Source organism: Promicromonospora sp. NPDC023805 (assembly GCF_040639635.1).
Lineage (GTDB): Bacteria > Actinomycetota > Actinomycetes > Actinomycetales > Cellulomonadaceae > Promicromonospora.
Genome location: NZ_JBFAAH010000003.1, coordinates 240,226 through 253,295, shown reverse-complemented (window position 1 = coordinate 253,295; position 13,070 = coordinate 240,226). Strand labels below are relative to the sequence as shown.

7 protein-coding genes are annotated in these 13,070 nt (G+C 71.8%); all 7 read right to left on the bottom strand.

Annotated features, from left to right (window positions below):
* Positions 1–3: 3 nt before the first annotated feature.
* The 7 genes from purF to purL all read right to left on the bottom strand — a co-directional run bounded on the left by purF (position 4) and on the right by purL (position 13,041).
* Complete coding sequence (gene purF / locus AB0F70_RS05925) at positions 4–1,551, bottom strand: amidophosphoribosyltransferase (protein ID WP_357444601.1); 1,548 nt, start codon at positions 1,549–1,551, stop codon at positions 4–6.
* Positions 1,552–1,639: 88 nt separating this feature from the next.
* Positions 1,640–1,939, bottom strand: coding sequence for a hypothetical protein (locus tag AB0F70_RS05920; protein WP_357444598.1), 300 nt, complete (start codon positions 1,937–1,939; stop codon positions 1,640–1,642).
* A gap of 75 nt (positions 1,940–2,014) precedes the next feature.
* A complete protein-coding gene (locus AB0F70_RS05915) occupies positions 2,015–6,568 on the bottom strand; it encodes an ExeM/NucH family extracellular endonuclease (protein WP_357444595.1) in 4,554 nt (1,517 codons plus the stop codon).
* Positions 6,569–6,919: 351 nt separating this feature from the next.
* Positions 6,920–7,336 (bottom strand): sterol carrier family protein, encoded by a 417-nt coding sequence (locus AB0F70_RS05910; RefSeq protein ID WP_357444592.1) that lies wholly within the window; start codon positions 7,334–7,336, stop codon positions 6,920–6,922.
* Between the two features lie 97 nt (positions 7,337–7,433).
* Entirely contained in the window at positions 7,434–9,533 is a 2,100-nt protein-coding gene (locus tag AB0F70_RS05905) for an RNB domain-containing ribonuclease (protein WP_357444589.1), read from the bottom strand.
* An 84-nt stretch (positions 9,534–9,617) separates the two neighbouring features.
* On the bottom strand, positions 9,618–10,577 hold the full coding sequence (locus AB0F70_RS05900) for an endonuclease/exonuclease/phosphatase family protein (protein WP_357444586.1): 960 nt from the start codon (positions 10,575–10,577) through the stop codon (positions 9,618–9,620).
* A 124-nt stretch (positions 10,578–10,701) separates the two neighbouring features.
* Positions 10,702–13,041 (bottom strand): phosphoribosylformylglycinamidine synthase subunit PurL, encoded by a 2,340-nt coding sequence (gene purL, locus AB0F70_RS05895; protein WP_357444583.1) that lies wholly within the window; start codon positions 13,039–13,041, stop codon positions 10,702–10,704.
* Positions 13,042–13,070 lie beyond the last annotated feature (29 nt).

Sequence of the window (13,070 nt, the reverse complement as noted above, 5' to 3'; positions counted from 1 at the left end):
TGGTCACGGGTGTTCGAGCGCGGTCGAGCCGCCCCTGCTCACGGCGAGCTGCTTGAGCCCGTCCTCGGGCGGGCCGAGCGGCAGCTCCGCCTGCTCGAGCAGGTGCTTGCCGAGCTGGTCGTCCGGCGGCAGCTCGATCGGGTACTTGCCGGTGAAGCACGCGGCGCAGAGCTGCGAGCTGGGCTGCTCGGTCGCGGCGATCATGCCCTCGGTAGTGATGTAGCCGAGGCTGTCGGCGCCGAGGGACTGCCCGATCTCGTCGACCCCCAGGCCGTTCGCGATCAGTTCCGCACGCGACGCGAAGTCGATGCCGTAGAAGCAGGGCCACTTCACCGGCGGCGACGAGATGCGCACGTGCACCTCGGCGGCGCCCGCCTCGCGCAGCATCCGGATCAGTGCCCGCTGGGTGTTGCCGCGCACGATCGAGTCGTCCACGACCACGAGGCGCTTGCCCTTGATGACCTCGCGCAGCGGGTTGAGCTTCAGGCGGATGCCGAGCTGCCGCAGCGTGTCGGACGGCTGGATGAACGTGCGGCCCACGTACGCGTTCTTCGTGAGGCCCTGCCCGAACGGGATGCCGGACTCCGCCGCGTAGCCGACGGCGGCCGGCGTGCCGGACTCCGGCGTCGGGATGACGAGGTCGGCGTCCACGGGGTGCTCACGGGCCAGCTGGCGGCCCATCTCGACGCGCGCGGCGTGCACCGAGCGGCCGTTGATGGTGTTGTCGGGACGAGCCAGGTAGACGTACTCGAAGACGCAGGCGGCCCGCTCGACCTCAGCGAAGCGCACGGAGCGCATGCCGTCGGCGTCGATGCAGATCAGCTCGCCCGGCTCGACGTCGCGCACGTAGGACGCACCCACGATGTCCAGGGCAGGGGTCTCGCTGGCGACCACCCAGCCACGGTCGAGACGACCGAGGACGAGCGGGCGTACACCCTGCGGGTCGCGTGCCGCGTACAGGGTGTTCTCGTCCATGAAGACGAGGGAGAAGGCGCCGCGCAGACGCGGGAGCACCTCCAGCGCCGTGGCCTCAAGGGTGCGGTCCGCGTCGCCTGCGAACAGGGCGGTGATGAGCGCGGTGTCGGTAGTGTTGCCGCGGGCGAGCTCGCCGCGGCGCTGCGCGCCGTAGCGCTCGGCCACGAGGTTGACGAGGTCCGCCGAGTTGGTCAGGTTGCCGTTGTGGCCGAGGGCCACCGTGCCGGACGCCGTCGCGCCGAGCGTGGGCTGGGCGTTCTCCCAGGTCACGCCACCAGTGGTGGAGTAACGGCAGTGCCCGACGGCGATGTGGCCGGTCAGGGCGTTCAGGGCTGTCTCGTCGAAGACCTGGGAGACGAGTCCCATGTCCTTGTAGACGAGGATCTGCTCACCGTTGCTGGTGGCGATGCCCGCGGACTCCTGTCCGCGGTGCTGCAAGGCGTACAGACCGAAGTACGCGAGCTTGGCGACCTCCTCGCCGGGTGCCCAGACCCCGAAGACGCCGCATGCGTCCTGGGGGCCCTTCTCGCCGGGCATGAGGTCGTGGTTGAGTCGGCCATCTCCGCGCAGAGGCATGCCCCGAGTATCCCATGCGGTCGGATCGAAGTCGTCAGGCCGACCTGTGACCTCCGCGTCAGCGCCCTTCGGATCAGCGACCGCCGATTCAGCGACCGCGCAGGCTCCGGCGGTCCGCGATCACGGCGAACAGGCCGGCCAGCAGCGTGGTCACCATCGTGACGAAGCCGGTCAGCACCGTGACGTACACGCCGGGCTTCATCATTCCGGTGCCGGAGGGAGAGTTCACCAGATAGATGGACAGGCCCAGCCCGAGAACTATCCCGATCAGCGCGCCGGTCCAGAAGAACGCCTTGTACCGCGGAGCCCGGCGCACGCTGCCCGGATCGATGACGTCGCGCACCTCCACGTCGTCGGCGGAGTCGCTCGGTGCCTGTGTTTCACTCACGAAACCAGGGTACGCGCCGCCCGGAGTGCCGAGGTAGACAGCCGACCGGCTGTCTACCTCGGCGGAGGGAGTGGGTCAGTCGACCAGCTGCCAGGGGCTGCGCTTTCCGACGCCAGGGATCTGGAGGATCGTCGGGCGGGTCGCCTCGTAGACCGAGCCCTTGTAGGTCACCAGGTCGCCCCACCAGTAGAGCTTGAACGGCCGCCACGCGGGAGCGGCGGGCACCTCGGGCTCCGCTGCCTCGACGGTCAGCGGCAGTCGCGCGGTGGTGCCGGACGGCGATGCATGCACCAGGAGCTGGTACGCCCCGGGTGCCGTGCCTGCCGGGACGGTGACCGTCGCCGACGTCGCGCCGCCGGTGACCGTGCTGGTACCGAGCGAGACGCCGTCGGCCGCTGTGCCGCCCGACGGGACCAGGAAGGTCTCGACGGCGGTGTTCTGCGGGGAACCGAGCGAGGTCAGGTCCAGGCCGGACAGGCTGACGCCGGTCGAGGCACCAGCCTTGACCGTGCCCGGCAGGGTCGCGGTGACCGTGCGGGTGCGGGCAAAGCTCGGCGTGATCGGCGAGGAGCTCTTCAGGTACGAGATCCACGCCTCACGGTCGACCAGGCCCGAGTCCCGGCCGTCCGTACCCTCGGTGAAGGCCCGGAAGTTGTCGCCCCCGGAGACCAGGAACGAGAAGGTCGCCACGCGGTACTCGGCGGCCGGGTCCACCGGCGCACCGTTGATGGTGATCGACGAGACGTTGTCGCCCGGTGTCGCGTTCGGGTCGGCCGTCCGAGCCGTGTACGAGACGTTGTCCGACAGCCCCAGCGCCAGGAACGGGCGCGAGGGGCGGTTGCCGTTGGCGTCCGTCTGCCACTGCTGCTCCAGCAGCGCGTCGAGCTGTGCGCCGGTGAGCGTGATCGTCCACAGGTTGTTGACGAAAGGCAGCACCGCGTTGGCCTCGGCGTACGTGATCACGCCGTCCTCGCCGCGGTAGAGCTCGTTGCGCAGGCCGCCCGGGTTCACCACGCCGATGTCGGCGCCGCCCCGCTCCTCGGCGGCGAGCGACTCGCGCAGCGAGTTCGCCACCAGGTTGCCGAGCGCCGACTCCGACGAACGGTCGTCACGGTTGCCGCCGGTGTAGACGCCGTCCGTGTAGGAGCCGCCCGCGAACGCCGTCGTCACGTCGGCGGTCACCTCGCCGATCGGCTGCGCGCCGATCTCCTGAGCCTCGGCCAGCGCGGCGTCGACGATCGAGTCCACCTCGGCGACCGCCGGGTAGTCGGCGATGAGGTCGGCCGCCGGGGTGCTGGTGCGTGCGACGTTCTCGGCGGTGTAGCCGGTGACGTCGAACGTCGCCGTGTCCACCGTGAGGGAGACATGGCCCAGGAACTCGCCGTAGTTGCCGGTCTGGATGATCGGGCGGGTCTCCCCCGCCGCGCCCGGGACCGGAGCGTCCCACGCGTACTGCTTGTGCGTGTGGCCGGTGAAGATGGCCGCGATGCGCGGGTCGGTGTTCTGCACCAGGTCGGCGAAGGGGCCGCCGGCGGCGATCTCCTCCTCGAGCGTGGCACCGTCGGGCGTGCCCGCGCTGGCGCCGTCGTGCGCGAGGGCCACCACCACGTCGGCCTCGCCGTTCGCGGCGTCGCCGTCGAGCAGGTCGTCCGTGACGCGGTTGAGCGCCTCGACCGGGTCGCCGAACTCGAGGCCCTCGATACCCGTGGGCGTTACCAGCGTCGGAGTCTCCTGCGTGACGACACCGACGAAGCCGACGTCGACACCGTTCACCGCCACGACGTCGTACTCCGGCAGCGCGGGCTCGCCCGTCGCCTCGTCGAAGACGTTCGCGCCGAGGATGCTGAAGTCGGAGGCGGGCACCACACGACCGGTGAGATCCGCCATGCCCTGGTCGAACTCGTGGTTGCCGACCGCGGAGGTCTTCAGGCCCAGCGCGTTCAGCACGTCGAGGGTCGGCTGGTCCTGCTGCAGCGCGGACGCGAACAGCGAGGCGCCGATGTTGTCGCCGGCCGAGACGAAGGCCGTGCCCTCGGGGTTCTGCGCCCGGATCTCCTCCACCGTGCCCGCGAAGTTGACGGTGTTCTGGTCGATGCGGCCGTGGAAGTCGTTGATGGCAACGAGGTCCAGGTCGACCGAACCGGGCTCGGAGGCGCCCAGGTCGAGCCCGACGATCGCGGGGTCGTGGTCCGAGGACCGGAACGGCGTCTCGTCGTAGAGGATCGACGCGTTGTAGTTGTAGCGGCTGTACTCGTTCGCCACCGGCTCGTACGCGTTGATGTTCCAGATGTCGACGCCGGTGACCAGCTCCGCCGCTGCGGGCGAGGCCAGCTCGTGGTCGAGCGAGCCGACCATGCCACCGAAGTTGTAGGAGTACTCGCCGGTCTCAGCGGCGAGGTCGACGTAGCCGGCCTCGGCCAGGACGTGGATCGGGTCCTCGTGCTCGTAGGCGTTGAAGTCGCCCACCAGCAGGACCTTGTCCGTCCCGGCGGCCTGCGCCCGGGCGTCCGCGAAGGCGACGAGGTCGTTCGCCTGACGCACACGCGACTCGTTCGAGGCGCCCTGGCCGTCGCCCTGGTCGGCGTCGCCCGGCCACGGGCCTGCCGAGCCCTTCGACTTGAAGTGGTTCGACACCACGAGGAGGTCGTCGCCTGCGTCGGTCGCGCCGCCGGCGGGCTGGAAGACCTGCGCCAGCGGACGCCGGGCGTTGTCGAAGGCGTCGCCAGTCAGCAGGATGTGCGACTCGCCCACCGGCTCGGCAGAGGCCGTGCGGTAGATGAACGCGTTGCGGATCACGTCCTCGTCGGCCGGCACCTCGGCGGGCGAGGCCACGTAGGCCCACGTCCCCGCACCCGCGGCGGCGTTGAGCGCGTCCACCAGGTCCGACACCGCCTGGTCCCGGGACTTGTCCAGGAAGTAGCGCGAGTTCTCGACCTCGAGCAGCGAGACGACGTCCGCGCCGAGCGCGTTGATCGCCGCGACGATCTTGGTCTGCTGACGCTGCAGGTCCTCCTCCTCGGCCGCGCCGCGAACGTCGCAGCCGCCCGAGACGGTGACCGGGTCACCCGCACGGTCCGTGTAGTAGGTGCAACCCGTGAGCTCGTCACCCGTGGTGCTGAAGTAGTTCAGCACGTTGAACGTCGCGACCTGGAGGTCGCCACCCACCTCTGCGGGGGCGTCCTCGCGCGTGTCCTCGAACGTCGCGGGCTGCACGGCGTCGGCGACGTCGGGCGTCAGCTGCGACATCGGCTGGAAGCCCCACGCGTCGAACCGGTAGTCGAGGACCACCGGACGGGTGAACGTGACCCTGGCGCCCACGCGCAGCGGCGCACCGCCGGTCAGGTAGGGCAGCGGCTTCGACTTGTTGGCGGTCGAGTTGTAGTTCAGCGACGAGCCGTCGTCGAGGAGCACGCCGCGGGCCGCGTTGTCCGCGATCTGCGCGTCGTACTCCGCCGACCCGGGCCGGCCCGCCGTCGTGGGCTGCACGAGCGGGCTGTCACCGGCCGCGAGGCCGATCGTGCCGTAGTAGTTGGTGTCGTAGTTGTCCGTCACCGTGAAGGAGCCCTGCGGGGCGAGCAGCATGCCCTCGAAGGCCTCGCGGTCGGCGGCGGCAGCCGGCCAGGCGGTCACCGTCGGCTCGACCGTCGCGGGCTCGTTCAGCACTGCCCAGCCGCCCGACGGCGGGGTGAGCTCGGTCAGCCCGTTGTGCTCGGAGACCGCGCCGGTCACCTCCACGTGGTCGCCTGCCGAGAGGTCGGCGGCCGCCGCTGCGGAGAACACGAAGATGCCGTCCGACGCACCGGGCGTCGGGTCCTGGCCGCCACCCGTGCCGGCGGTCTGCACGTACAGGCCGTTGAACCCGCCGGTCGGGTAGACAGCGGTGACGACGCCACGGGTCGTCACCGTCTTGCCCACGAACGGTGAGGCGTCGCCGGTGCCCTGGATCTCGGCGATGGGGGTGACCTCGCCGGGCTCGGTCGGCACCGACGGGGTCGGGCTGGGCTCGGGCTCGGAACCCGCTCCGTTGACGGGGGTCACCTCGGTGGAGAACACGAAGTCCACCGAGTTGTCACCGGCGTCGCCGGTGCGCTCGAGGGACCCGGCCACGCCGGTGCCCTGGCCTGCCGGACCCTGAGCGGTCTCGAACGTGTCGGCGGTGCCGTAACCGAGCAGGTCGACGACGCCCGCGGCGCCCTCGGCCGGCACGGCGCCCTTCGCGGGCGTGACGGCGGTGGCCTGCGACGCGAGCGCCACCACGCCGGCCGTGCCGCTCGGGTTGAGGGTGCCGACGGCGTCGGGCGTGGGGAGCGGCTCGCCGTTCGCCGCGTTCGACGCGCCCTGCACGAGGTAGTGGCCGCCGGCGGCGATGGTGCCGCTCAACGCGGTGACGCCGGAGAACGTCGCGCCCGTCGCTGACTTGTACTGGACCGACCAGCCGTCGACGCTGACTGGCTCGTCGGTCGGGTTGTACAGCTCCACGAACTTGTTCCGGTACGGCTGGCCGGTGCTGCCACCGACGAGGTAGGCCTCGCTGATGACGACGTGCCCGGAGTCCGGGCCGTCGGCGGTGGCCGCGGGCGCGGCGAAGGCCGCCGTCGCGGGCACGGCAAGCGCTGCGGAGAGAGCCACTGCGACTGCGGCCCTTCCACGGTGGTGGGGGTGCGGTCGCGGGGACCGGAGCGTGGTGGGTCTCACGCTGACTCCTTCTGCAATAGCCGACCGAAGGCCGGGCTGGGAGTGCACTGCTGCTGGACGTCTTGTTCGGCGGCATCGCCGTGGCCGGGCGCGCATCAGTTGCGCGGGCGGTCCGGCACGAGTGCCACCAAACCAATCACTGCCTCGTGAACCAGCGGTTACGGCTGGACACCCGCGGGGAAAACTGGTGTCCCCGCACCGGGTGAACCCTGCCGCAACAGATACACGAGATCGACGCCGAGGCTAGCGGGTGTCACCGACATCCGTGAGCACGCGCGCCCCGGTTCACCCCGGAGCGACCGGGGACTCCGGCTCTCCGCCCACCCCGGACACGGCACGGCGCCCGACCGTCAGCGGCAGCAGGTCGGAGATGTCGGAGCGCTCGCCCGATGCGTGCACGCGGCCGTCCATGACGGCGTCCGCCCAGGTCACGGAGCCGGTAGCCAGGCCGAGCCAGGTGACAGGATCGGTCTCGACCACGTTGGGCGGCGTGCCGCGCGTGTGCCGTGGCCCGGCCACGGCCTGCACCGCGCCGGCGGGCGGCACGCGCACCTCCACGGAGTTTCCGGGAGCGGTGTCGGCCAGCTCCTCCAGCGTGAACCGGACGGCGGTCGTCACATCACGCCGGTCCGCCTCACCCCGTGCCCATGCGGCAACGGCGGTACGCCCGGCCGCCGGGTCCGTCCGGCGCCGCGGGGGCACTACCGCACCGCCAGGAGGTCGCCGAGCCGCATCGGGGCGGCAGCGGGCGCTGCATGCTTCATGGAGCCAGTATCACGGACCGCGGTGTCAGCAGGTGTCAGTAGCGGTAGACGTCCGAGCCAGGGCCCTCGACGGCGAGCAGGTCCGCCGCAACGACCATCGGCAGCTCGAGCGAGGCCACCGACGGGTAGTCCGCCACGCGCCCGGCGTCCGGGAACGCGTCCCCGCGTACCGCGGGTACGGGCTGCGACGGAGCCGCGAGGCGCCGGGGCGACCCTGCGTGCCGTGGCCAGGGCTCGGACAGCGGCATCTCGTCGCGGACCTGAGGGCGCACGGGCCGCCGCATGGGCGGGTAGGTGATGCCGTGACCCGGGTGCCGCGGAGCCGCCGCCTCCTCGCCGTCCGGCCGCGGCTGCGGGGTCGGCTGGGGATGCTGCGGGACCGGTCGGGGCCGGGGAGTCGGACGTGGCCCGGGGCTCGGGCTCGGCTGCGGAGCCGGCTCGGGGCTGGTCGCGAACGCGGGCTCGACGGTGGACCGGAGGACTCTCCCGTGGGCGGGCACCGGGCCGTCGGCCACGGGGACCGAGAAGGCCGCGGGATCCGCCGCACGTCGTGCCACACCGGCGGCCGAGCGCGGGCCGGTGGTGGAGCGCCGTCCGCCGCCGTCCCACGTGTCGGCCCTGCCCGCTGCGGTCCCGGTACTGGTTCCCGGATCGGCGACCGCGCCGTCGCCGAGCAGCGTGAACGTCACCCGGCGCTCGGACACGTCCGCCTCGGCGAGCTTGACCCGCACCTCGTCGCCCAGCGGGAGCCGCGGACCCGTCACCCGCGCGCGCACGGCGGGGTCGCGCAGCACCACCAGACCGCGCTGCATGTCCTTGGTGTCGTCCTCGACGTCGACCACCACGCCGTCGAACTCCTCGCCGAGCCGGTCGGCGAGGAGGGATGCCTCGACGATGTCCACGCACTCACGCTCGAACGACGCGGTCCGCCGGCCGGTCTCGGCCATCACGGCGGGCAGGTGCGGCAGTGCGTCGAGCACCCACCGCGGGACGGCGGTACCGGCAGAGATCGCGAGGCAGACCTCCGTCGCGTAACGGTCCACCAGGCGACGCAACGGCGCGGTGACGTGCGCGTAGTCGGCCGCGATGGCGGCGTGGCGCGTGTTCTCGGGCGTCGGGACGGGGGCGCCGTCGGGCCCTGGCATGCCGAATGCGACGTAGCCGGCACCACGGAACAGGGTCGTCGCCTCGTTGAGGAACGCCGCGTGCTCCGGGACCCGCGAGACGAGCGTCGGGACGAGGCGCGAGTACGGGACGTTGTCCGCCCAGTCGATCCCGAGCGCGCGGGCCGTGCGGTGCAGGCGGGCCACGTCGCGGGGGTCGGCCTCGGGAAGCGTGCGCAGGATGCCGACGCCCGCCTCGCGCATGAGATGGGCCGCCGCGATGCCCGTGAGCAGGGAGATCTGCGCGTTCCACTCCTCGACCGGCAGGTTGCGGCGGAACGAGAGCGTGTACGTGCCGTCCTCCCGCCGCTCCACCTCCTGCTCGGGCACCTCCAGCGAGACGCCGCCGCGCGCGGCCTCCAGCGACTGGCGCAGGCGCCCGACGTCGGCCAGCAGCTGCAGGGACTCGCTCGCCGTGCCCGCGTCGAGGGCCGACTGGACCTCCGCGTACGTGAGCCGTTCCCGGCTGCGCACCAGCACCCGCTCCAGCGAGGCGCCGGTGATGATGCCGCGCGCGTCCAGCGTGACCGTCCAGAGCACCGCCGGGCGGTCCTCCTCGGGCAGGAGGCTCGCCGCGCCCTCCGACAGGATCTTCGGGTGCAGCGGTGTCCGGGCGTCCGGACCGTAGACGGTCATGCCCCGCTTGCGCACCTCCATGTCGAGCGCGCCGCCGGGTGTCACGAAGGCGCCCAGGTCCGCGATCGCGTAGTGCACCACGTAGCCCTCGCCCGACTGCTCCACGTGCACCGCCTGGTCCAGGTCCTTGGAACCGGGCGGGTCGATGGTCACGAACTCGATGTCGCGGCGGTCGTTCCGGCCGACGGAGAGCTCCCGGTCGGCTGCGGCCCGAGCCTCCTCGAGAACGTCCTGCGGGAACATCGCGGGCAGGCCGACCTCGGCGCGGAGCGCCGCGAGGGCACTGCTCACGTCGTCGGGGGCGGCGGGCGCGAGGCGCATCTGACGAGTCGGCACATCTGCGAACATAGGCTGATTCCGCGCTCGCCGCGCGGTGTCGCTGTGTTGTCGGCCGTGCGGTCCGCCGCGCGGGCGGCCGTGCTACTCGACGACGACGGTGGCCAGGACCGCCCGATGGTCGGTGCCCGGCACCTGCATGGTGACGACGTCGGAGACCGGCATGTCCCGCTCCACCACCACGTGGTCCAGGGCGAACAGCGGGGGCACCTGCCTGCCCTCCGGCCAGGTCACGGTGGGTCCTGCACCCCACTCACGTGTGGCGTCGGAGAAGCGCGAGCCGAGCAGGTCACGGAACCCGGCGTGGTCGTACGTGGCGTTGAAGTCGCCGGCCAGGATCTGCGGTGCGTCGTCCGCGTGGACGTGCTCGGTGAGCTGGACCAGCTCGGTACGCCAGGCGGTGATGTCCGTGGGCATCGGCGGGTGCGGATGCACCACCGTGACGCGAACGTCGGTGCCGCCCACGCCGACGAGCGCCGACGGCATGGCGAAGCTCGTGCCGGGCAGCTCTTCCTCCTCGCTCAGCGGCGTGGCGGACCAGAGGCCGCTCCCCGCGGCGCTCTCGGCGGGCACCGTGAAGCTGTGCGGCAGCAGCTCGTCGAGGCCTGCGTCCGTCAGCGCCTCCTCGAAGGCGGGCGTCAGCTCCTGGACCGAGAGCACCTCGACGTGCTGGGACCTCACGAGGCCGACGACGCTCTCGGCGTCGGCCTGCCCGTACAGGACGTTGACCGTCATGACCCGGAGCGTGCCGGAGTTGGCAGGGTCGGCCGGCGACGACGTGCTCGGCGACACGAAGAAGGGCGCCAGCCAGTACACGTAGCCGGCCAGCGCGGCCGCGAGCAGCACCGCCAGCACCTTGCGCCGGGCGAAGAGCGCGACGATCAGCAACGGCAGCGTCGCCAGCGTCGCCCACGGCGTGAACGCCACGAGGTGCGGCAGCGGGACCACGCCGTCGAACGGCAGGAGCCGCGCGATGGCTATGAGGAGCAGGGGGATCGCGATGATCCAGAGCACTGACGAGATGAAGCCATGGACAAATCGCACTCCCGGACCATACCGGCAAACCGGTCTCGACAGGCTCGACCACCGTGGGCCGAGCCTGTCGAGACCTGGTACTCAGGCGCTCAGCCGCTACTCATATCGGCCGAGCCTGCGGTTCCGCTTCGGCTCAGCCGAAGATCCTCGGCAGCGTCCCCTCGAACGCCTCGCGGGCCTCGGCCAGCGGGATCTCGAACTGCCCCTCGATCACCACGGCGTCGCCGCCGGTGGTGCCGAGGCGGAGCACCGGCACGCCGGCGTCCTCGGCGAGGTGCGTCAGCTCGCCCTCGTGCTCGGGGTCGACCGCGAGGATCACACGCCCCGTCGACTCGGCGAACAGCGCCACGAACGGGTCAACCTTGTCGCGGCCGGTCACACCCTCGAGCGCGACCGACGCGCCGACGCCGAAGCGCAGCGACGCCTCGAGCAGCGCCTGGACCAGGCCGCCCTCGGACAGGTCGTGCGCGGCGGCGGCGAGGCCGGTCTTCCGCGCCTCCACGAGCGCGGAGGCCAGCGCCTTCTCGGCCGCCAGGTCCACGCGCGGCGGCAGGCCACCGAGGTGCGAGTGGACGACGTCGGCCCACGCCGAGCCGTCGAGCTCGTCCCGCGTGGTGCCGAGCAGGAGGAGCGACAGCCCCTCGGTCCGCCAGCCGGACGAGAGCGCCGTGCTGACGTCGTCGAGCACGCCCAGCACGCCCACCACGGGAGTGGGGTGGATCGACGAGTCGATCTGGCCGGGCTCGCCCGTGCCGTTGTAGAGCGAGACGTTGCCACCGGTCACCGGGACACCGAGCTCCTGGCAGGCGTCGGCGAGGCCCTCGATCGCCTCGACGAGCTGCCACATGGAGTCGGGGTGCTCCGGCGAGCCGAAGTTGAGGCAGTCCGTCACGGCGAGCGGCTCGGCGCCCGACGTGGCGACGTTGCGGTACGCCTCCGCGAGGGCCAGCGCGGCGCCCGTACGCGGGTCGAGCTTGCCGTAGCGGCCGTTGGCGTCGGTCGCGAGCGCGACACCAAGCCCGGTGGTCTCGTCGACACGGATGACGCCGCTGTCGTCGGGCTGGGCGAGCGCAGTGTTGCCCTGGACGAACCGGTCGTACTGGTTGGTCACCCACGCCTTGGAGGCGAGGTTGGGCGAAGCCAGCAGCGTCAGCGCGGTCTCCCGCAGCTCCTCGCCCGACGCCGGACGGGCGAGGCCCGCCGCCGCCGTCGAGTCGGCCTGGAGCGCGTCCTGCCACTCCGGACGCGCGTAGGGCCGGTGGTACACGGGCCCCTCGTGCGCCACGGTCTTCGGGTCGACGTCCACGATCCGCTGGCCGTGGTGGTCGATAGTGAGGCGGCCGGAGTCGTTGACCTCGCCGATGACGGCGGTCTCGACGTCCCACTTGCCGGTGATCGCGAGGAACGCGTCGAGCTGGTCCGGCCGGACGACGGCCATCATGCGCTCCTGCGACTCCGACATGAGGATCTCGCCGGCGTTCAGCGTGGGGTCGCGCAGGAGGACGTCGTCGAGCTCGACGTGCATGCCGCCGTCACCGTTGGAGGCGAGCTCCGAGGTGGCGCAGGAGATGCCGGCGGCGCCGAGGTCCTGGATACCCTCGACGACCTTGGCCGCGAACAGCTCCAGGCAGCACTCGATGAGCACCTTCTCCATGAAGGGGTCGCCCACCTGCACGCTCGGACGCTTGGCGGGAACGCCGTCCTCGAACGTCTCGGACGCGAGGATCGAGGCGCCGCCGATGCCGTCGCCGCCCGTGCGGGCGCCGAACAGCACCACCTTGTTGCCGAGGCCGGTGGCGTTGGCGAGGTGGATGTCCTCGTGCCGCAGCACGCCGAGGCAGAGCGCGTTGACCAGCGGGTTGCCCTGGTAGGAGCCGTCGAAGACGAGCTCGCCGCCGATGTTCGGCAGGCCGAGGGAGTTGCCGTAGCCGCCCACGCCCGAGACGACGCCGTGGACGACGCGCGCGGTGTCGGGGTGGTCGACGTCGCCGAACCGCAGCTGGTCCATGATCGCCACGGGGCGCGCACCCATCGAGATGATGTCGCGGACGATACCGCCCACACCGGTCGCGGCGCCCTGGTAGGGCTCCACGAACGACGGGTGGTTGTGCGACTCGACCTTGAAGGTGACTGCCCAGCCGTCGCCGATGTCGACGACGCCTGCGTTCTCACCGATGCCGACGAGGAGGTGCTCCTTCATCTCGTCGGTCACCTTCTCGCCGAACTTGCTCAGGTGCACCTTCGACGACTTGTAGGAGCAGTGTTCGCTCCACATCACCGAGTACATCGCGAGCTCGGCCGCTGTGGGGCGGCGGCCCAGGATGTCCTTGATGCGCTGGTACTCGTCCTCCTTGAGGCCGAGCTCTCCGTAGGGCTGCACCTCATCAGGGGTGGCCGCGGCGGTCTCCACCGTGTCCAGTCTCGGGACGGCGGGAGTCGTGCGGGAGGGTGCCTGGGACGCGGGCGCGGTCATGTAGTTCCTCGCGTGCGGGGTAGGTTTCT

Bases quoted from the DNA above. Each gene is read 5' to 3' on its own strand.
- purF (WP_357444601.1), bottom strand. From the start codon at position 1,551: ATGCCTCTGCGCGGAGATGGCCGACTCAACCACGACCTCATGCCCGGC.
- purL (WP_357444583.1), bottom strand. From the start codon at position 13,041: ATGACCGCGCCCGCGTCCCAGGCACCCTCCCGCACGACTCCCGCCGTC.